This is a genomic window from Ralstonia chuxiongensis (genome assembly GCF_024158925.1).
Classification (GTDB): Bacteria; Pseudomonadota; Gammaproteobacteria; order Burkholderiales; family Burkholderiaceae; genus Ralstonia; species Ralstonia chuxiongensis.
On the sequence record NZ_JAMYWC010000004.1, the window covers coordinates 322,279 to 341,424 of the forward strand.

Sequence of the window (19,146 nt, forward strand, 5' to 3'; positions counted from 1 at the left end):
GCCGCTTAGCCAAGCTCACTTGGCGTGTGTCCGCTATTGGGCCTAGATAGGTAGCTCTTCTTGTTTTTCTCTAGGGAAACTGGGAAAACCAGGAATCGCGTTCGCGCTCCAACGGCTGCCGAGCGGCACAAAAATGCGCGGAAGCCTTGCCCAGTAAGGACTTACAAGAAGCCGACCCCAACCGCCTCTGGGGTTGAAGCATCCGGTAATCTTTGAGGAAAGATCGCTCTATGGCCCCGTGAACGCGCCCTGGAGCATGTCACACGTTGGCCGGACGCCAGCGGAGTGGGCGCCCCGAGGGAATGCGTAGGGCATGCCGGCCGCGCACATCGCGCAGGCAGGCCCCACCGCAAGCTGGATCAGAATGGGCTCTTGGCGGATGCCGCAGCCTGGGCCGGCTCCAACGCCGAGCCGCAGTGCTTACATTTCACGGCCTCGACCCGAACCGGCTCCGCACAAAACGGGCACTTACGATAGCCTCCGAACTGGCCGGTCTCGGCGGCGATCTGCTCCTGATTCTTGCTCAGCAGGACGATGAGCAAGGCGACGACGGGCACCGAAAACCCAAAAGCGCCGAGACGACGCCACCCGCGTTGCCCTCAGTGACAATCGATGCGCCCATGACCGTCAGTGGCCCACCGATGAGAATGGCGAGGAAATACCACAGCCACATCAGCCCTTTCTTGTGGGCAATGCCGGCGACAACGGCGGCGAAGGCGAAGTAGAGGGCAAAGCCGGTGATGGGCTCCATGAGACGATCTCCTTGTAATTGGTGAAATTGGTACGTGATGAAGACGCTGGCGACGGATGCGCCGGCCGATCAGCGGGACAATGGCGACCGCCTCTGCTCACCCCTGAACTGACCGACCGGCACGGTCACCCACGCAGGATGCGGCGCGTGCGCGAGCAGGTCTGCCACCGAGCAGAGCTTGGCGGTTTGGGTATTGTTCGCTGACAGCGCGTGAGCCCAGGTGTCGGGCAGTGCCTCGCCGGCTAGGAACGCCGCCCACTTGTCCGAGTAGCGGCCGCGCGTGTGGATCAGCAGATGGGCACGACGTGAAACGGGGTGTGCATCCCATGGGCGCGCGTAATCCTCCTGGTGTAGCCCGACCTCTCCCTCTCTGCCGGTAACCGAGCAAACCTGCGGATACCGGAGCCAGCCATTCAACTCGTAGAACCGCACAAGCTGCCATGCGCGAATGCGTGCCGTCCCGTCAAAGCCGTTATACGGGCCGATGGTCGGCCACTTCCAGCGAGGCAGAGCGAACACCGTTTGAGGCCGGTCGAACGTCAGTGTCACGAACTCGTAGCGGTGGACAACCGGGACAATGTCGCTGGGCGACTCGGGAAGACAAGAGCTGTCACGCCCCTCTGGGTCGCTATCAGCAACTGACGCACTCTCTGCAGGAGCCTGGGTAAACAATCCGTGATTCAGCGTCATAGATAGTTAGCGTTGCAACCGGTTTCAAAATCGATGACAGGAACGCGTCACTGCTACCGAGGTGGTGACATGTGTCGCCTATCGTAGGATCGCCCGTATCGCATCGCGAACCAGCGTCCACACCGTGGCACGCACGGCGGTGCGCGCCGCAAGTTCGCCCATGGACATGCGCTGCCCATCTTGCCGAGCCGACGTAATCTCCTGGATCAGCGGAGGCGCTCCGAGGCTGCGTCTCAAAGCCTCCGGGTCGCGCTGATACTCTTGCAGCAACCGCTCTCGCTCTTCTTCAATGTATGCGAGGTACTGCTCGCCCAGTCCTGGGAATTCCGTCTTGGCCTCGATTTTCGCAGCTTGCTGCGCGATCTCGGCTTCAAACCGGCTGATGTATGTGGCGGCTGAGGGCATGCCACTCGTTACAGAGATTTCCAGAAAGCTCTTCCAATAGCCCCTTGCCAGCGTATGGCACTTCTCACGGTAGGCTTCCAGCACTCGTTGAAGCACCGGATCAGTTTCCGCGCGTTCTTTCAGTTTCAAGCCGTCGCTCATATTTATTCTGCTGTCATTGGTTCCGCACGAAGCGTCGTGTGTGTTCGCGGCCCGCTGTCATCAAGACAGCTCTGGCGAAGAGCACGGCTAATCGAGATAGCAAGAGTGGCGAAGGTTTTATCGAGACCGGCGAAGAGCTGGCCCCTGTAATGAGCAATCAGGCGCCAGGGGCTTGCTCGATGTTGTCCTGACCGTTGTTCGCACGAAATGCGCTGCCTGTGACACGTCCAGGGGCCGATGGCGTCGCGTACGCACCGCACAGCGGAGACAGCGTGGTGGCATAAAAGAAGTGCCTTGGCAAAGCGATGCGCACCCCGGGAAGGAGACGGAGGCACCGCACATCGCGCCCACCGACAGAACTAAGCGGAAGCTCATGGGTTCTCAACTTCCAGCTTCAGGTCGTTCACAGCATCATTGAACGCGCTCTCCGCAGCAGCGTTAACTGAAACGCCAGGCCCCAGGGTCTCCACGTAGGTTCGCCAGCGCGCGTAGACCTTCTTGATACCGTCCCGTACTGCCGAACGATGAGGTTTGGCGATCTCGTCCTTAAACGCAGCCTCGCCCTTGTCGAGTTGGGCTGCACAGGAGCGCGTCGCGTCAGTGGCTGCTGAGCGCGCGTAGTCGCGGGAGATGTTGAGCTTGATTGCACTGTTGGCCATGTCCTGATCAAACCAACACCGCTGAGCGGTCTCCCGCAGCGTCTGGATGTACTTCAGCTCGGGGTTTTCTTGATTTTGGGCGGCGGCACTTGCGGCCCACGCCAGGGTAGCGGCGCCGATGACGACGCCTAGCGCTTTCTTCATGCGGATGCTCCACAGGTCTTGGTGGGACCCGCAATCGACTAAGCGGTGAAACCGGTTGCAAGAACAGGGGTTCCCGTTTTCCGAATGCGGGCAACTTGCCGCCTGCCCAAGGCATCGAAGCCCTCCCACCCCGCGCCAGCAGCGCACCGACTTTAAACCCGATGGTTGTTATTTACAACCACTGGTTATCGTGAAAAGCGGCCATTGCCCTACGCTCGCCGCATGCAACAAGCTGACGACAAGCAAGCCTTCTCGGAGCGCCTCAAGCAGGCTCTACACCGGAGCCCCAAGCCAGTGGGGACCCCGTCCGAGCTAGCTATTCAGTTCAACCTACGACATCCGCGCGAGCCCATCACGCCGCAGGCTGCACAGAAATGGATGACGGGGAAGGCACGGCCGACCGACGACAAGATCAGGACTCTTGCCGAGTGGCTAGGCGTGTCCGAGTCGTGGCTGCGATTTGGGGTGAAACCGTCAGACGGCAGCGCCACAAAGAAGCGGCGTAAAGAAATCAGCGACTCAACGTTCAGCGAGCAAGAAGTTGCAATGATCCGCAGTTTTCGGCAGTTGCCAGCTCATCGCCAAGCACTTATACGCGATCTGATCGAAGATTTGGCACTGGACTCGTAAACTTGCGCCGGGTTGCTATTGGGGTTTTCTCGAAGCCCAGTCCGCTGCTTGCAATCGATCTTCCCACTCTTTGATTGCAGTGGTCGAAAGCCCGCTAGCGCGCAACGTCTCCCAGGAAGTGGCAAGCTCGATTCCTGCTTGGTGACGGGCAGGAAATCCTTCTGCTACTCGCTGTGCCATCGCTAGCATCTCTTCTCTGCGTGAAGCCTCCATCGTTTCATCGGCTCGAATTGCTGCGGCGGACGAGACCATTCGCTGTTTTGCGAGCGCCCACGATTCGGCGGATGCTCTGTCCTTGATAACCTCGTTCAGATGGCCGACTACAGTCCGTAGTTTCGAAGCTGCCACGATCGGTGTATCGGCGGTCTGCGTTAGCCAAGCCCGCAATGCAGCCCCTCCACCATCTTCGGTCGAGAAATCCAGTCCCTTCACATACTGTGAAAGCGGGTAAACCGTCAGGGCCAACATATCGAGGCGGGACTCGCTGGGCGTGGCGACAATCCAGTTGAGCAATGCGGAAACGGGGGAGTCTGGGGTAGTCAAGGCGATTCCTCGTCCGGTGTGAAGAATTTACATGGTAGCAGCCCTACCTCGAGCACCATCTGCGTGCATAGGAAAGCATGCGAAATTCTAGTGTGCCGGCTCGAGCGCAGCAGTCTGCGCCTCACTACTGTTGAACGTGGCATAGCCGCGACGGCAGGGGCTATGTCATAGTTACAACATGCGCTCCGAATATCTTTTCTACATGGACGATTCAGGTCCGCGTGACCCTGATCGTGATCGTGGTACCGAGTCAAACCGGGCAGATTGGTTTGCGCTTGGAGGCGTGCTCATAGATTCTGCGCACGAGGACGCGGCAAAAGCGGCTATAGAAGCCTTCCGCCGGCGCTGGGTGCAGATGCAGAACGAGCCGCTTCGCTCTTACGATATTCGGCATAGGACTCAGCGGTTCCGTTGGCTAGCAAGCCTGCAGCCCGCCGAATATCAAAGGTTCATGGAAGAACTGACGGCTTTAATCGTGGGCCTGCCAATCCATGTGCTGGCGTGTGTCATTGACCGGCCGGGCTACAACAAGCGGTACCTGCAGGCGTACGGTGCTCGGCGGTGGAAGCTGTGCCGGACAGCGTTCAACATCGCTGTAGAGCGCGCGGCGAAGGTAGCCCTTCACCACGGAGCCCGGCTGCGCGTCTACGTTGAGCGAAGTGACAAGCCGACGGAGACTCAGTTCAAAGGCTATTTCGACGAGATGCGCCGAGTTGGGCTTCCATTCAACGCGGCAAACTCGGAGAAATACCGACCTCTCACCCCGGAGCAGCTGCACGACACGTTGTTCGAATTCCGCGTCAAGACAAAGGCATCGCTTCTGATGCAGCTAGCTGACTTGGTCTTGTGGCCCGTGTGTCAGGGCGGGTATGACAAGGAGCATCGACCCTATGCGGAGTTAGCGAAGGCTGGCAAATTGATCGACGTTCTCTGCACGGAAGAGAACGGACTGCTCGGTGTCAAATATAGTTGCTTTGACTAAGCACCAGAAACACAAAAGCCCGCTTACGCGGGCTTTTGGCGGCCACCAGTGAATGCACTGGGGTGACCTCGTAGGCTATGCCTACGAGGCATTATTAACGATACTAGTCGGTATGTCAACTGCTTTTTGTGCCGCGCCGGCTATGCCCGTTCGGCGCCGGCGATCGAGTTTTGGCGTTGACGCAGTTCTCTAGAGAGTGGGAGTGGGAGTGGGAGCGGTAGACGATGATCGAACAACGTGATCTGGGGATGGTCCGCCTGGCGGTCTCGCAGAAAACGCGAGGGTGGGAAGGGCGCATGCAGCAAGAGTTACACGCCAACGTCGCATTGTGCTCCTCAAAAGGATGGATGACCTCGGGCAACATGCTGCTTACCAGCGAGAAGATTGTCATCGAAGGATATGGGGCACTACAGCAAGCGATCAGCGCAGGTCTTTCGCAAGCATTGGTTGACCTGCATATCACGGTCGAAACTGAGGACTTCCCTGCTCTGCTAACGATCGCGACGCAAGCTCTTCCTGCGCCGACCACGATGAGAGATACGTGGTTGCGGGCACTCCCAAACGTTACGTTTCCCGACGCAGCGCTGAATCAAGTTACTGCGACAGTTCAATCTGCGTGTGAGCGAATCGCACGCGAGCTTGAGCAGGACGTGCAGTATGCGTTGGAAAAACATTTCCGCTCGGGTAAGCAGCCCCAACAAAGTACGCTGGTTATCTTCAACGGCGCGGCGACTGTTGGGGCGATCCAGAGTGGCAGCAATATGACTGCTAACGTGACGCAGTCCGCTACCTCGATAGGAGAGTTGGCCGCCGCTCTGGAGACGCTGGGCCCTCTCATCGCATCAAGCGAACTTGATAGCGACGCGAAAAAGGAGCACCAAGCATTCTTGGATGAGTGTGTTGCATCGGCGCAGTCTGGCAAACCGAACAAGACCAAGATCGGAGCTTTCCTTGGCATGCTCAAGGGCACGGCGGAGGGACTGAAGAACGGCGCTGCCCTCGTTAACGCTGCGACTGAGGTCTACCATCTGTTGTCGTCGATGGCCAGCTAGTAGCAAATGATGGTTTGCCCATCCGGCGAAATCTCACAGTGCCCGGCGGACTTGCCGCTAGCCAGCAGCAAGACACGCTAAAGCGCGTCGTCGCCTTCGCGTTTTGCTGCTTCTAGTGCTTGGGCATGCTGGGCGCACAGGGCGACGCCGTTGGGCCCCCATCGGCAGTTTTCAAGACTGCTGCCTTAAACCACTCGGCCACGTTTTCTCCGGAGCGGCAAAGGGAATCGAACCCTCGTCGTAAGCTTGGAAGGCTTCTCCTCTACCATGGAGCTACGCCCGCAGTGAAGAAAACGAATGTAACCGGCGACCGTTTAGAGGACTATGAACGATTCTGACCACTCTCCTGGCAACTGGGCGAGAACAGTTCGAACAACGGTTGATATCTAGTGGTGAGCGGGTAATGCTGGTCCCGGCTGGACTGGCGCGCCGCTGCTAACGACTCGACAAGCCCGTTTCTCTTCAAGCGCCGAGCCTCAGCGACTGATACGGGAAATTCGTCTCCACAACAGCGAATGCCGCCGCGCGACAGTAGCAGTTGCAGGATGTCGGCGGCGCGTTGCGGCGCATCGGGATACAGATTCTGCAAGTGCATCATCAACTCGCAGAGTCGGCTAAGCAGTGCGTCCGGCACTAACGGTTCTAACGCTCCCACCCGCGCGAGAATTGCATCGCGCACGCCGTTTGCACGCTGCGTCGCGTCTTCCACTATCCGGCGTAGCCGCAAAGCGAGCGACAGTTCTGCAGCGCCCGGAACGCTTTTAAGATGGCGGATTTCTAGACGAATGCGGTCCACCGTCTTCGGATAAATCGCCGCGCGCACCGCTTTCGTCAACCGCGCTGAAAACCGAATCAGTTCGGGACTGTCTTCGCTGGACCATGCTCGCTCGCTACCCCCATTGCTGATCGCCCACAACGTTGGCCGCATGCGGCGTACCTCGTCAATAGCGTTGGCGTGACCGAACTCCCAGTACGTCTCCGCTTGGCTGACCACCCAAGGGCGCTGCTCTGCCAGCCATCGCCTGTCAGCGGCCGAACATCCTACCAAGTGTTCGATCAGAGCTTCCACGGCCCGCAGCGCACTGAGCGCGTCGGCTCCTGCGTCATTCTGTGCAACCGGATTCAAAAAATGCCCAGGCAGTAGATTATCCTGTCGGCCGCTAGCCGACTGATCGGCGAGCGCTAAGAAGGTACTTTCATCCGAGGTCAGGATGTCCTGCCAGACCGCAGCGGCCATATCCAAACCGCGTGTGCGGGCATGCGCCGCTAGCCTCGTGGGGCTCATTGTCGCCGTCACGCGAAGCTGCACCGCTGGCCGCTGAGCCTCGTCCGCCGCCGAGTGTCTCGCCGCCGTCGCTCGCCGGAACTCCAATTTCAGGTCGACCAACCACCTTGCACTGTCGGCCATGGCGCCCGAGAAGACTTCGACGGTAGCATCGGCCCCTTCTCGTATTCGTCTGAGCGCCGCGCAGCGGTAATCCAGCGTCAGCCCAATGATGGAACGCATTACCGCTATATCATCTGCAAGCTCGACCGGCTCGTCATAGTCAGGACGCGGTATGTCGCTCAGCACGTAGCTGCGCTTGAACTCCATACGATCAAAACGGGCTCCCTCCGCTGTGAGTTGCACATCCCTATTAAAAAAATTGGGTAGCCGGGATGCAGCACGTGTTCGCTTTCGCACGAGATGCCCATCTGCACTAAGGCGATGTGTTGCCATGCGTTGATTGTCGTCCTCGTCTTAGTCTTTGTTGTGCACGTCGTTTACCCCCTGTAGAGGGAGCAATTTTTCGACAACAGGAAAACGAACCTTCACCAGCTCTTCCAGCTTGCGTGACACCGAATATCCGTTGCCATAGCGATCGCGCATCGAGCTACCTGCAGCCCACCCGCAGATACCCTTCACGACGTCGCCATCCGCTTTGGCAGAGCGCGTCGCGTCGTTAAACCCATGGCGGAACGAGTGGAAGTCTAGGCGTGCATCGGTCACGCCCTGCTTGTCGCAGAAGCGCCCAAACCACTTCCCGAAATTTTCCGAGTAGTAGCCGTTCGCCGACATGGTGATATGCGGGAACAGGCGCACGTGCCCTGCCCGCTTCTGGTCGTCAACGTAGTCGAGAAAACCCAACTGCAACAGCACCGGATGAATCGGGACATCGCGCTCGGCATTGCGCGTCTTGAGGCGCTTCTCCTCGCCTGCGTCGCTGTCCTGTGTGAACCGCATGAACGGGATGCCATCGGCCTCGCGAATATCGGCAACTTCAAGCTGGCACAGCTCGTTCAGGCGGGCGCCGTGATACAAACCTAACAGCGGAATCCAGTAGCGCGCCTGCTCCTTCTCGGGAATGTCGCTGTAGCTGCCCCGATACATCTCAGCGGAGAACAGCCTATCGAGATCAGCATCGGCGAACGGCTGGCGGCTTTCTTGTTTGCTGAGCTTCTTCTGCGTTGGTTTCAGGCCCTTAGCAAACGCGTCGTCTGCGATGATCTGTTCTTGTTTCGCCCAGCGAAAGAACGTGGCGAATGCCTGCAACGAATTGCTGGCGGTACGCTCCGCTATGGGTTCGACACCATTCGCCTCAGCGTGCTGCGCGGCCTGAAGCAATGTCATGCCCTTGAAGCGCTTAGTGACGTTCGCCGGCAGGTTCGCGAGAACGTCCCGAATCTTACGGGCGTGATCTCGTCCAACTTCGACAAGAGGGAAATTGCCACCGACGATTTCCAGTAGCAGATTGAACCCAGTCTCGTATGCGACGATGGCCTTTTTGCTTAAGCCTGCGCGCTGAGGGTCATTGCGGAATCGCTCGATGGCCTGCGCGACCGTGACGGCGTTTTTTTGTGCGACCGGGGCCGCCGCACTACCCACCTCGCTCGAAGCGACTACAGGCCGGAAAAGCGGGTCTCGGATGGTATGGTGTAGATCGAGTTCAACGTGATGTCGCCGAGCCATGTTGAGGCACTCAACTTCTCCGCGAATCATGTAGCGTGCCAAGGTCTCCGTGCTGGCACCAGATGCGTTCGGATAGCCGAGCTTGCCCAACAGTTTCCGTGCCTGATACAGGTACTGGCCATAGATGCTCTCGTCTGGCGACATCACATGCGCTATGTCCTCATCGATTATGTCGATCAGTTCCTCCACTGACCTACCCGGAGGGATGGGCTGCCAGACGGTGTCTTCGCACGCCTCCCATCTCGGACGGAACCAGTCGCGCGCGATCTGCTCCAGCACACCGCGTCCGACCTCAACAGCTTCAGGCGTGACGGCTTTGTCCGCATTCAGCGCGGCGGCAAATAGGCGATGGATGGAAACGAGAGCTTCGGAAAGCTTCGCGTTGGCCTCGGCGCGATCTTTAGTCTTGAGGCTGAGCTTGATTTCAGCCTTGCCGATCTGCTCACGAAGATTTTTAGGAACGCGCAGGCGCGCGTAGTAGGTGCCGTTACGGCGAACAAGCCCAGGCTTGTTTTGCATGGTCTCCATGGCCCCCTGTGTACCACATTACGAGGAACAAGGGCAGCTAAACCATTGATGCAAAAGAAAACCCCAGTTGCTGTAAGCAACTGGGGCTGTCTGGCGGAGAGGGTGGGATTCGAACCCACGGTACCGTCGCCGGTACGCCTGATTTCGAGTCAGGTACATTCGACCACTCTGCCACCTCTCCGGTAACTGGGTCGCTGAATCGCGAAACCGCGACTATAGCAGAATGTTGCCTGCCAGATCAAGAGGGTCGGCGCCACTCGATCAAACTGCCGGCTTCAGCACTTCCTGGCCGCCCAAATACGGGCGCAGCACCGCCGGCACCGTGACCGAGCCGTCCGCGTTCTGGTAGTTCTCCAGCACCGCCACCAACGTACGGCCCACGGCAAGGCCCGAACCGTTGAGCGTGTGCACCAGTTCCGGCTTGCCCTGTGCGTTGCGGAAGCGCGCCTGCATGCGGCGCGCCTGGAAGTCGCCCATGTTCGAGCAGGAACTGATCTCGCGGTATGTGTTCTGCGCCGGAATCCACACCTCGATGTCGTACGTCTTGGTGCTGCCGAAGCCCATGTCGCCGGTGCACAGCACGACGGTGCGGAACGGCAGTTCGAGCTTGCGCAGGATGTTCTCGGCGCAGTTGGTCATGGCGTCCAGCGCGGCGGCCGAGGTTTCAGGCTGCACGATCTGCACCATCTCAACCTTGTCGAACTGGTGCTGGCGGATCATTCCGCGCGTGTCCTTGCCGTACGAACCGGCTTCCGAACGGAAGCACGGCGAATGCGCGGCGAACATCATCGGCAGGGCGTCCGCAGCAACGATCTCATCGCGCACGAGGTTCGTGAGCGGCACTTCGGCGGTCGGGATCAGGTAGAAGTTTTCGACGCGCTCACCGCCTTCCTCTTCTGCGCTGTGCCCCATCTTGCGCGGCACGCGGAACAGGTCTTCCTCGAACTTCGGCAACTGGCCAGTGCCACGCATCGACGCTGCGTTGACGATGTACGGCACGTACGCCTCGGTGTAGCCGTGCTCCAGCGTGTGCGTGTCGAGCATGAACTGCGCGAGTGCGCGATGCAGACGCGCCACCTGCCCCTTGAGGACAGTGAATCGCGCGCCCGACAGCTTGGCACCCGCGTCAAAATCCAGCCCCAGCGCGGCGCCCAGGTCTACGTGGTCCTTGACCGGAAAGTCGAATGCGCGCGGCGTGCCTTCGCGGCGCACTTCCACGTTCTGCGTTTCGTCGCGGCCGGCCGGCACGCTTTCGTGCGGCAGGTTCGGGATCGACAGCATCAGGTCCTGCATCTTGGCCTGCACCACGTCGAGTTGCGCGGCAGAGGCCTTTAGCTCGTCGCCAATGCCCGACACCTCAGCCATCACGCCAGATGCATCCTCGCCCTTGCCCTTGAGCATGCCAATCTGCTTGGAGAGGCTGTTGCGGCGAGCCTGCAGCTCTTCCGTGCGGGTCTGGATGGCCTTGCGCTCCGCTTCAAGCGCGGCAAAGCCGGCCACGTCGAGCACGTAGCCGCGATCTTTGAGGCGCGCGGCGACGGCGTCGATGTCTTTGCGCAGCAGTTGGATATCAAGCATGGTGAGAAAAAAGGAAAACCGAAGATTGCGAGCGATCTGAATGATCGAAAAGGCCGATTTTATCGTACCGGCCCGTGTGGATTATTTGTTACGAGAGGATTTGTCCCGCTCGGCATGCCACTGCGCATCCAGCTCGCGCAGGTGCCGCAGCTTCTCGCCGATCTTGCCTTCCAGGCCGCGCGGCGTGGGCACGTACCAGTTCTGCGGGGGCAGATCGTCGGGGAAGTAGGTTTCGCCGGCGGCGTAGGCCTCGGGCTCGTCATGCGCGTAGCGGTAGGCGTGGCCGTAGCCAAGTTCTTTCATCAGTTTGGTCGGCGCATTGCGCAGATGCACGGGCACGTTGCGCGACTTGTCCTGGCTGACGAAGGCGCGCGCCGCGTTGTAGGCGTTGTAGCCGGCATTCGACTTGGGCGCGATGGCCAGGTAGATCACGGCCTGGGCCAACGCCAGCTCGCCTTCCGGCGAGCCCAGACGCTCGTACGTTTCCGCTGCGTCCAGCGTGATGCGTCCGGCACGCGGGTCGGCCAGCCCAATGTCTTCCCACGCCATGCGCACGATGCGGCGCGCGAGGTAGCGCGGGTCGGCGCCCCCGTCGAGCATCCGGCAGAACCAGTACAGCGCGCCGTCCGGGTCGGAGCCGCGCACGGATTTATGCAGTGCGCTGATCTGGTCGTAGAACGCGTCCCCGCCCTTGTCGAAGCGGCGCAGGTTTTCCGACAACGCAGAGGCCAACAGCGCCTCGTCCACCACCGAAGCGGTATCGCCCTCGGCCTGCGAACGCGCGGCGCGGGTGACGATTTCAATGTTGTTGAGCAACTTGCGGCCATCGCCATCGGCAGACGCGACGATGGCGTCGACTGCGGTGGGCGCCCACTCCAATCCGCCCAGCTCCTGACGCGCCCGTTCGGCCAACTGCTTCAGTTCATCGTCGGACAGGCTCTTGAGCACATACACCGCGGCACGCGAGAGCAATGCACCGTTCACCTCGAACGAGGGGTTTTCCGTCGTCGCGCCGATGAAGGTGAACAGCCCGCTTTCCACGTGCGGCAGAAATGCGTCTTGCTGGCTTTTATTGAAGCGATGAACTTCGTCGACGAACACGAGCGTGCGGCGACCATTGGCGCGGAATTGCTCTGCGCGCTCAACGGCCTCGCGGATGTCCTTGACGCCGGAGAGCACGGCCGACAGCGCGATGAATTCCGCATCGAACGCATTGGCCATCAATCGCGCCAGCGTGGTCTTTCCAACGCCAGGCGGGCCCCAGAGGATCATCGAATGCGGCTCGCCAGACGCGAAGGCCACGCGCAGCGGCTTGCCCGGCCCCAGCAGATGCTGCTGGCCGATCACTTCGTCGACAGAATGGGGGCGAAGGCGCTCGGCCAGCGGCATGTGGGCGGGCGCGTCCGGAAAGAGAGATGCGGAAGCGTTCATCCGGGGATTGTCGCAGAAACCGGGCGCAACCCCGGCGCCCCTTCGCGCAACGCGCGGTCAGTTTGACGCGCGCTGCACGAGCCCCATGAATGCCTTGGCCGGCAACGGCCCATGACACGACTGCGCACCGTTTGACGCGCGCAGGAGCAGCCAGACGTTCTCGCTGGCCGGCGGCTGAATCACGAACGGTTGGCGCGCGGAAGCCTCGGGCAGACGCGGATCAACCGGCGCCTGGATCGGCACAACCTGCCCGGCGTGGCCTTTCACCAATGCGCTGCACTCGGCGCCGGGCAGCTCGGTCGCGTGCAAGAAATCCTTGTTGACCAAGGCTTCGGCGAGCACGGTGTCGGGCGCGGTGAGGAAGGAATCAACGTCAAAACGGGACGCACCGGTGGAGGCGCATCCCGTGAAGACGGCCGCCGCTGACGCTGCGACAGCAAGAGCGGCTGCACGGTGCAGCGACGTGGTGAACGGCAAAGGCATGGTCGGTCTCCTTGTCGAAAACCGGCCTGCACGCGTCATTGCTTGATTACGTCGGCCCCTTTGGGCGGCGTAAAGCGGAACACGTTGGCCGGCAGTTGCGGATTCTTCTGGATGTTCGAGAACGTCAGCAAGGTGGTGTTGCCGAAGGCGTCGCGCAGCTCCATCCCCTGCAGCTCTCCGCTGCGAAAACCGATGGCGATGCGCTCGAACTGGGTGTCCTTTGCCTTGGGGGTGAGTTCGGCCCAGTCGATGCCGTCTTTGGTACCGCCTTCCTTGAGCGTGAAGTTCTTGGCCAGATCGTTGCTGCCAAACAGGATGGCCGCGGGGCTGGAGCCCAGCGATGCATCGAGCTTGCGCTCCGTGATCTGGTTCAGGTCCTTGTCGAAGATGTAGAGCATCTGGCCGTCGGCCGAGAGTTGCTGCTCGTACGGCTTCACATAGCGCCAAACGAAGCGCCCTGGGCGCGAGAAAACGAAATCGCCGCTGGAGGTACCAGCCACGCGCAGCGGGCTGCCGTTGGTGCCGCCCTTCACTTGTCGCTGGACGAACTCTCCGCGCGCGGTGCTGACGTTGCTCACGAAGGCGTTGAGCTGCTCGACTGCACCCGCATAGGCGCCGGCGGACCACGCCGCCAGCGAAACCAGCCCGGCGGCCATCAGGTGACGTGCTTTCAACACAAACATAGGAATCCCGGTTTCAGTTGATCTTATTCTTAGTAGCCGGCCGCGCCCGAACATTCCGCCCGCGCGGTAACGCGATGTAACGGCAAATGCGCACAGCATACCGACAGCGTCATTCCTCTTCGACGACGTTGCCGTTGCGGTTGGGCGCCAGGATTTCGCGGTTGCCGTTGCCGGACATGGCCGACACAAGCCCAGCCTTTTCCATGTCCTCGAGCAGGCGCGCCGCTCGGTTGTAGCCGATGCGCAGATGGCGTTGCACGAGCGAGATGGAAGCGCGGCGGTTCTTAAGCACCACGTCGACAGCCTGGTCGTACAGCGGGTCGGCCTCGCCGCCACCGGCGCCGACAAGGCCCGCGCCGCCGCCAAAGCCATCGCCGCCGCCCTCGCCATCGGCCACGCCGCCTTCCAGGATGCCCTCGATGTAGTTCGGCTCGCCTTGCGATTTGAGGTTATCGACGATGCGGTGGACTTCCTCGTCCGACACGAACGCACCGTGCACGCGCACCGGCAAACCGGTGCCGGGCGCCAGATACAGCATGTCGCCCATGCCCAGCAGCGCTTCGGCGCCCTGCTGGTCGAGAATCGTGCGCGAGTCGATCTTGCTGCTGACCTGGAACGCAATCCGCGTCGGCACGTTGGCTTTGATCAGGCCCGTAATCACGTCCACCGACGGTCGCTGCGTCGCCAGCACCAGGTGGATACCGGCGGCCCGTGCCTTCTGTGCGATCCGTGCGATCAGCTCTTCGACCTTCTTGCCGACCACCATCATCAGGTCGGCCAGTTCGTCGATCACGATGACGATCATCGGCAGCTTGTCGAGCGGCTCGGGCGCATCGGGCGTCAGGCTGAACGGGTTGGGAATCTTCTCTTCGCGCGCCGCGGCTTCTTCAATCTTCTTGTTGAAGCCTGCCAGGTTCCGCACGCCCATCTTGCTCATGAGCTTGTAGCGGCGTTCCATCTCGCCCACGGCCCAGTTCAGCGCGTGGCCAGCCTGGCGCATGTCGGTCACGACGGGGCAGAGCAGATGCGGAATGCCTTCGTAGATGCTCAGTTCCAGCATCTTCGGGTCGATCAGGATCAGGCGCACCGCGTCGGCCTTGGCCTTGTACAGCAGCGACAGGATCATCGCGTTGATCCCGACCGACTTACCGGAGCCCGTGGTACCGGCCACCATGCAGTGCGGCATCTTGGCCAAGTCAGCCACCACCGGCTTGCCGGCGATGTCCTTGCCCAGCGCCAGCGTGAGCTGCGATGCGCTCTCGTTGTAGACCTGCGAGCCGAGAATCTCCGACAGGCGCACCGCCTGACGCTTCGGATTCGGCAGCTCCAGACCCATGCAGTTCTTGCCCGGAATCGTCTCCACCACGCGGATCGACACCAGCGACAGCGAACGCGCCAGATCCTTGGCGAGGTTGACGATCTGGCTGCCCTTCACGCCCGTGGCAGGCTCGATCTCGTAGCGCGTGATAACCGGCCCCGGATAGGCCGCCACCACCTGCACTTCCACGCCGAAATCCTTGAGTTTCTTCTCGATCAGGCGCGAGGTGAATTCCAGCGTCTCGGCGCTTACGGTTTCCACAACCGGCGGGATCGGGTCGAGCAGCGCGAGCGGCGGCAGGTCGGAATCGTGAATGTCGACAAACAGCGGCTGCTGCTTCTCGCGCTCCACGCGTTCACTCTTGACCACGGCGGTCGGGCGCACGATCTGCACCGGCGGCGATTCTTCAATACGCACACGGCGGATTTCGACCACTTCCTCGCGCTCGACCTTGGCTGCCTCGCCAATGGCCCGGTCCTGTTTGCTCTCGCGGCGCGTCTTGAAGCCGACGAACAGCATCTCGACGCCCGCGCCAATCTGCTCGGCCAGGTTCAGCCACGAAAAATGGAAGAACAGCGACAGCCCGACCAGGAACGTGAACAGCAGCGCCAGCGTGCCGCCGGTAAAGCCCAGCGAATGCTGCATCGCCCCGCCGATCACGTCGCCCAGCACGCCGCCAGGCGCACGCGGCAGCTTCATGTGTAGCGAATACATGCGGATCGCTTCCAGACCCATGCTGGAAGCCAGGATGAGCGCAAAGCCGATCCACGTGACACTGGCGTCAACGCGCGGCATGGAGGTGCGCGGCAGGCGCTCGTCCGACATCAGCTCGCGCCAGCCGCGCCAGACCTTGCGCACCAGCAGCACCGCCCACCAGTAGGCGGACGCGCCAAAGACAAACAGCAGCAGATCGGCCAGCCACGCGCCCACGCGGCCGCCCAGGTTGCGGATTTCATCGACCTGGCTGGCGTGGGTGAAACCGGGGTCGGCCCGGTTGTATGACAGAAGAATGATCAGGAAGGCGATGGTCACCGCCAGCAACAGGAACCAGCGGACCTCCCCCAGCAGCCGGCCAATGCGGGACGGCAGTGCGGAGGGATCGGTACGGGTTGTCGGAGTGGTGGAAGCTCGAGCCATGCGGGAGACGGGTGCGCCGCTTCGGCAAGGCCGCGCGGCTTGATGACAGCACAAAAGGACTGCACAAATGCGATGCCGAGGATTGTAACGCGGCCCTATCACCGCCATTGGAATTTACAACCGGGCGGACGAGGGGGTGCCACTTTATAATGGCGCCCATCACCCTCACCTAGCCTGCACGGCGGCGCTCCACCCCTCGTGCCGCGCACACACAGAACGCATCATGGCAAAACACGCAAAAGTGCTGATCCTTGGCTCCGGCCCCGCCGGCTACACGGCCGCGATTTACGCTGCCCGGGCCAACCTGAACCCTGTGCTGGTCACCGGCCTGGCGCAGGGCGGCCAGCTCATGACCACCACCGACGTGGAAAACTGGCCTGCTGACAAGGAGCACCTGCAGGGCCCCGAGTTGATGCAGCGCTTCCTGGAACACGCCGAGCGCTTCAAGACCGAAGTGCTGTTCGACCACATCCACACCGCGCATCTGAATGAAAAGCCGATCCGCCTGGTGGGCGATTCGGGCGAATACACCTGCGACGCACTAATCGTCTCCACCGGCGCTTCGGCCCAATATCTGGGCCTGCCGTCGGAAGAGACGTTTGCTGGCCGCGGCGTGTCTGCCTGCGCCACGTGCGACGGCTTCTTCTACAAGGGCCAGGAAGTGGCCGTGGTGGGTGGGGGCAACACCGCCGTGGAAGAAGCGCTGTACCTGGCCAACATCGCCAGCAAGGTGACGCTCATCCACCGCCGCGACAAGTTCCGCGCCGAGCCGATCCTGATCGACCGTCTGCATGAGCAGCAGAAGAAAGGCAAGATCGAGATCAAGACGAACATGGTGCTCGACGAAATCCTGGGCGATGACTCCGGCGTGACGGGCGCTCGCCTGAAAGGCACGAACGAGAACGAAGGCAAGACCGAAGAGCTCAAGGTAGCGGGCGTGTTTATCGCCATCGGCCACAAGCCGAACACGGACATCTTCCGCGGCCAGCTCGACATGAACGACACGGGCTACATCCGCACGAAGAGCGGCCTGGACGGCATGGCCACCGCCACCAACATCCCGGGCGTATTCGCCGCGGGCGACGTGCAAGACCACATCTACCGCCAGGCCATCACCAGCGCCGGGACGGGCTGCATGGCCGCGCTGGACGCACAGCGCTACCTGGAAAGCCTGGAATAAGCGTCATCGCGCCGGGGCTTCCGAGCGCAAACAAAACGGCCGATGGGTGACCATCGGCCGTTTTGCCATGTGCGGCACCTTCGTATAATCGACACACGCTCCACCCCGATGTGCTCGCCTGCCCTTCACCATGAAACACGCCCCCTCCCCCGCCAACAAGCTCAGCCTGACCGACTTGGCCAGCCTGCGTGACCAGCTCAAGCACGAGACGGAAGCACGCGAGGCCGAACGCCAGCGCGCCGAAGCCGCCGCACGCAAGGCCGCAGAAGAAGCCAACGTGTTCCGTGCCAGCATCGGCGAGGTGAGCGCGCTGCGCCAGAACAAGCGCGTCGAGCATCCGCGCAATCCGCCCGCGCCCGATCCCGTGCATTCGCGTGCCGAAGAGCAGACCGTGCTGCGCGATTCGCTGTCGGACGAATTCGACGTGGACAACCTCCTGGAAACCGACGACACGCTTTCCTACCGCCGCCCTGGCATCGGCGACGACGTGCTCAAGAAACTGCGCCGCGGCGAGTGGGCCACGCAAGACCAGATCGACCTGCACGGCATGCGCCGCGAAGAAGCCCGGGAGGCGCTGGCAGCCTTCCTGCGCCGGGCTGTGCAGCGTGGCATCCGCTGTGTGCGCGTGGTCCATGGCAAGGGCCTCGGCTCGCCCGACAAAACGCCCGTGCTCAAGGGCAAGGTGCGCTCGTGGCTGGTGCAGAAGGAAGAAGTGATCGCTTTTGTCGAGCCGCGCAACACGGCCGGGGGCGCTGGCGCGGTGCTGGTGCTGCTGCGCCAGCCGCACGGCTCCTGAAGCGCAGTCCGCCCATTCAACGGCTCACAACAAGAACAACACGCATATGCACGTGACCCGCCTGCAGCTGGTGATGCACTGGGTGGAGATCCTCGCGGTCTTCTCGTTTGCCATCTCTGGGCTGGCCGAGGCCAAACGGCGCCGGCTCGACGCCGTGGGCGCGTTCATCGTCGCGTTCTTGACCGCGTTCGGCGGCGGCACGCTGCGCGATCTGCTGCTGGATCGACGGCCCTTCTACTGGATCGAGCACGAGCAATACCTGCTTGCGCTGTTCGTGATGAGCCTGTTCGCCAACTGGGTGATCCGGCTGGTCAGCCAACTGGTGTCTGATCGCGTGCTGATCGTGGCCGACGCCATCGGCATGGGGCTCTTTGGCGTGCTGGGCACGCAACTGGCGCTCGATGCGGGCGTCCCGGTCTTCGTGTCGGTGATGATGGGCGTAATCACGGCGGCCTTTGGCGGCTTGCTGCGCGACGTAGTCTGCAATGAAGTGCCCATGCTGCTGCGGGACAATCACCCGTACGCAACGTGCGCGTTTGTCGGGTGCTTCCTTTACGTCGGGCTGACGCACACGGACTTGCTTCCGAGCGTGTCCGTGGTGATCGCCACGCTGGCGATCGTGATCGGGCGGCTGGCGACGCTGCGCTGGAACATTACCCTGCCGCGTTGATCAGCGCTGACCGGCGCGAGCGCGCCGGCCACAGACAACGGCGTCAGACGGCTGCTTCGTCCTTCTCGCCGGTGCGGATGCGAATCACCTGCTCCACCGGCATCACGAAAATCTTGCCGTCGCCGATCTTGCCGGTCTTGGCGGCCTTGACGATGGTGTCGATCACGTTTTCGACCTGGCTCTCGGCCACCACCACCTCGATCTTGATCTTCGGCAGGAAGTCGACCACGTATTCCGCACCGCGATACAGCTCGGTGTGGCCCTTCTGACGGCCAAAACCCTTGACCTCGGTGACGGTCAGGCCGGTCACCCCCACGTCGGCGAGCGACTCGCGCACTTCGTCCAGTTTGAAGGGCTTGATGATGGCGGTGATCTGTTTCATGGTGTCTCGCTCA

The 19,146-nt window shown here is 61.5% G+C and carries 19 protein-coding genes and 1 tRNA gene; 6 read left to right on the forward strand and 14 right to left on the reverse strand.

Annotated features, from left to right (window positions below; translation table 11 throughout):
* Positions 1 to 523: 523 nt before the first annotated feature.
* From NKG59_RS14900 to NKG59_RS14915, 4 genes are all read right to left on the reverse strand, one after another.
* Positions 524 to 751, reverse strand: a complete 228-nt coding sequence (locus tag NKG59_RS14900) for a hypothetical protein (RefSeq protein WP_253538168.1) — start codon at positions 749 to 751, stop codon at positions 524 to 526.
* A gap of 69 nt (positions 752 to 820) precedes the next feature.
* Positions 821 to 1,441, reverse strand: coding sequence for a hypothetical protein (locus tag NKG59_RS14905; protein ID WP_253538171.1), 621 nt, complete (start codon positions 1,439 to 1,441; stop codon positions 821 to 823).
* A gap of 78 nt (positions 1,442 to 1,519) precedes the next feature.
* Positions 1,520 to 1,987 (reverse strand): hypothetical protein, encoded by a 468-nt coding sequence (locus NKG59_RS14910; protein ID WP_253538174.1) that lies wholly within the window; start codon positions 1,985 to 1,987, stop codon positions 1,520 to 1,522.
* 371 nt (positions 1,988 to 2,358) lie between these two features.
* Positions 2,359 to 2,790 carry a hypothetical protein gene (locus tag NKG59_RS14915; protein WP_253538177.1) on the reverse strand — a complete coding sequence of 144 codons (432 nt, stop codon included), beginning with the start codon at positions 2,788 to 2,790 and terminating at the stop codon, positions 2,359 to 2,361.
* Positions 2,791 to 3,012: 222 nt separating this feature from the next.
* On the opposite strand from NKG59_RS14915, the gene NKG59_RS14920 reads away from it, so the two are divergent.
* Positions 3,013 to 3,420, forward strand: coding sequence for a transcriptional regulator (locus NKG59_RS14920; RefSeq protein WP_253538180.1), 408 nt, complete (start codon positions 3,013 to 3,015; stop codon positions 3,418 to 3,420).
* Positions 3,421 to 3,435: 15 nt separating this feature from the next.
* Here NKG59_RS14920 and NKG59_RS14925 read toward each other — a convergent pair whose 3' ends face one another.
* Complete coding sequence (locus NKG59_RS14925; protein WP_253538183.1) at positions 3,436 to 3,963, reverse strand: hypothetical protein; 528 nt, start codon at positions 3,961 to 3,963, stop codon at positions 3,436 to 3,438.
* Positions 3,964 to 4,141: 178 nt separating this feature from the next.
* Between NKG59_RS14925 and NKG59_RS14930 the strand changes: the two genes are divergently transcribed.
* Positions 4,142 to 4,945, forward strand: a complete 804-nt coding sequence (locus NKG59_RS14930; protein ID WP_253538186.1) for a DUF3800 domain-containing protein — start codon at positions 4,142 to 4,144, stop codon at positions 4,943 to 4,945.
* A 224-nt stretch (positions 4,946 to 5,169) separates the two neighbouring features.
* Entirely contained in the window at positions 5,170 to 5,997 is an 828-nt protein-coding gene (locus NKG59_RS14935) for a hypothetical protein (protein ID WP_253538188.1), read from the forward strand.
* A gap of 322 nt (positions 5,998 to 6,319) precedes the next feature.
* Here the strand turns inward: NKG59_RS14935 and NKG59_RS14940 are convergent, their stop codons facing one another.
* From NKG59_RS14940 to NKG59_RS14975, 8 genes are all read right to left on the reverse strand, one after another.
* Positions 6,320 to 7,591: a hypothetical protein gene (locus tag NKG59_RS14940; RefSeq protein WP_253538190.1), complete on the reverse strand. Its 1,272-nt coding sequence runs from the start codon at positions 7,589 to 7,591 to the stop codon at positions 6,320 to 6,322.
* Positions 7,592 to 7,738: 147 nt separating this feature from the next.
* Positions 7,739 to 9,475 (reverse strand): site-specific integrase, encoded by a 1,737-nt coding sequence (locus NKG59_RS14945; protein ID WP_253538193.1) that lies wholly within the window; start codon positions 9,473 to 9,475, stop codon positions 7,739 to 7,741.
* A 91-nt stretch (positions 9,476 to 9,566) separates the two neighbouring features.
* A tRNA-Ser gene (locus NKG59_RS14950) sits at positions 9,567 to 9,656 on the reverse strand.
* Between the two features lie 80 nt (positions 9,657 to 9,736).
* Entirely contained in the window at positions 9,737 to 11,053 is a 1,317-nt protein-coding gene (gene serS, locus NKG59_RS14955) for a serine--tRNA ligase (protein ID WP_253538195.1), read from the reverse strand.
* An 81-nt stretch (positions 11,054 to 11,134) separates the two neighbouring features.
* A complete protein-coding gene (locus tag NKG59_RS14960; protein WP_253539100.1) occupies positions 11,135 to 12,442 on the reverse strand; it encodes a replication-associated recombination protein A in 1,308 nt (435 codons plus the stop codon).
* 99 nt (positions 12,443 to 12,541) lie between these two features.
* Positions 12,542 to 12,967: a hypothetical protein gene (locus NKG59_RS14965; RefSeq protein WP_253538197.1), complete on the reverse strand. Its 426-nt coding sequence runs from the start codon at positions 12,965 to 12,967 to the stop codon at positions 12,542 to 12,544.
* A gap of 35 nt (positions 12,968 to 13,002) precedes the next feature.
* Positions 13,003 to 13,650 carry an outer membrane lipoprotein chaperone LolA gene (gene lolA, locus NKG59_RS14970; protein ID WP_024975079.1) on the reverse strand — a complete coding sequence of 216 codons (648 nt, stop codon included), beginning with the start codon at positions 13,648 to 13,650 and terminating at the stop codon, positions 13,003 to 13,005.
* A gap of 109 nt (positions 13,651 to 13,759) precedes the next feature.
* Entirely contained in the window at positions 13,760 to 16,105 is a 2,346-nt protein-coding gene (locus NKG59_RS14975) for a DNA translocase FtsK (protein ID WP_253538199.1), read from the reverse strand.
* Between the two features lie 223 nt (positions 16,106 to 16,328).
* Between NKG59_RS14975 and trxB the strand changes: the two genes are divergently transcribed.
* The 3 genes from trxB to NKG59_RS14990 all read left to right on the forward strand — a co-directional run bounded on the left by trxB (position 16,329) and on the right by NKG59_RS14990 (position 18,751).
* Positions 16,329 to 17,285: a thioredoxin-disulfide reductase gene (gene trxB, locus NKG59_RS14980; RefSeq protein WP_045205988.1), complete on the forward strand. Its 957-nt coding sequence runs from the start codon at positions 16,329 to 16,331 to the stop codon at positions 17,283 to 17,285.
* A 130-nt stretch (positions 17,286 to 17,415) separates the two neighbouring features.
* Complete coding sequence (locus NKG59_RS14985; protein WP_253538201.1) at positions 17,416 to 18,081, forward strand: Smr/MutS family protein; 666 nt, start codon at positions 17,416 to 17,418, stop codon at positions 18,079 to 18,081.
* Between the two features lie 46 nt (positions 18,082 to 18,127).
* The gene (locus NKG59_RS14990; RefSeq protein WP_253538203.1) at positions 18,128 to 18,751 is read left to right on the forward strand and encodes a trimeric intracellular cation channel family protein; all 624 of its coding nucleotides are present in this window, start codon (positions 18,128 to 18,130) and stop codon (positions 18,749 to 18,751) included.
* Between the two features lie 43 nt (positions 18,752 to 18,794).
* Here NKG59_RS14990 and NKG59_RS14995 read toward each other — a convergent pair whose 3' ends face one another.
* Positions 18,795 to 19,133 carry a P-II family nitrogen regulator gene (locus NKG59_RS14995; protein ID WP_004631293.1) on the reverse strand — a complete coding sequence of 113 codons (339 nt, stop codon included), beginning with the start codon at positions 19,131 to 19,133 and terminating at the stop codon, positions 18,795 to 18,797.
* Between the last annotated feature and the right edge of the window lie 13 nt (positions 19,134 to 19,146).

Coding starts and splice junctions, on each gene's coding strand:
- NKG59_RS14965 (WP_253538197.1), bottom strand. CDS start 12,967: ATGCCTTTGCCGTTCACCACGTCGCTGCACCGTGCAGCCGCTCTTGCT.
- NKG59_RS14995 (WP_004631293.1), bottom strand. CDS start 19,133: ATGAAACAGATCACCGCCATCATCAAGCCCTTCAAACTGGACGAAGTG.
- NKG59_RS14930 (WP_253538186.1), top strand. CDS start 4,142: ATGCGCTCCGAATATCTTTTCTACATGGACGATTCAGGTCCGCGTGAC.
- NKG59_RS14960 (WP_253539100.1), bottom strand. CDS start 12,442: ATGCCGCTGGCCGAGCGCCTTCGCCCCCATTCTGTCGACGAAGTGATC.
- NKG59_RS14900 (WP_253538168.1), bottom strand. CDS start 751: ATGGAGCCCATCACCGGCTTTGCCCTCTACTTCGCCTTCGCCGCCGTT.
- NKG59_RS14935 (WP_253538188.1), top strand. CDS start 5,170: ATGATCGAACAACGTGATCTGGGGATGGTCCGCCTGGCGGTCTCGCAG.
- serS (WP_253538195.1), bottom strand. CDS start 11,053: ATGCTTGATATCCAACTGCTGCGCAAAGACATCGACGCCGTCGCCGCG.
- lolA (WP_024975079.1), bottom strand. CDS start 13,650: ATGTTTGTGTTGAAAGCACGTCACCTGATGGCCGCCGGGCTGGTTTCG.
- NKG59_RS14990 (WP_253538203.1), top strand. CDS start 18,128: ATGCACGTGACCCGCCTGCAGCTGGTGATGCACTGGGTGGAGATCCTC.
- trxB (WP_045205988.1), top strand. CDS start 16,329: ATGGCAAAACACGCAAAAGTGCTGATCCTTGGCTCCGGCCCCGCCGGC.
- NKG59_RS14910 (WP_253538174.1), bottom strand. CDS start 1,987: ATGAGCGACGGCTTGAAACTGAAAGAACGCGCGGAAACTGATCCGGTG.
- NKG59_RS14915 (WP_253538177.1), bottom strand. CDS start 2,790: ATGAAGAAAGCGCTAGGCGTCGTCATCGGCGCCGCTACCCTGGCGTGG.
- NKG59_RS14945 (WP_253538193.1), bottom strand. CDS start 9,475: ATGGAGACCATGCAAAACAAGCCTGGGCTTGTTCGCCGTAACGGCACC.
- NKG59_RS14985 (WP_253538201.1), top strand. CDS start 17,416: ATGAAACACGCCCCCTCCCCCGCCAACAAGCTCAGCCTGACCGACTTG.
- NKG59_RS14975 (WP_253538199.1), bottom strand. CDS start 16,105: ATGGCTCGAGCTTCCACCACTCCGACAACCCGTACCGATCCCTCCGCA.
- NKG59_RS14940 (WP_253538190.1), bottom strand. CDS start 7,591: ATGGAGTTCAAGCGCAGCTACGTGCTGAGCGACATACCGCGTCCTGAC.
- NKG59_RS14920 (WP_253538180.1), top strand. CDS start 3,013: ATGCAACAAGCTGACGACAAGCAAGCCTTCTCGGAGCGCCTCAAGCAG.
- NKG59_RS14905 (WP_253538171.1), bottom strand. CDS start 1,441: ATGACGCTGAATCACGGATTGTTTACCCAGGCTCCTGCAGAGAGTGCG.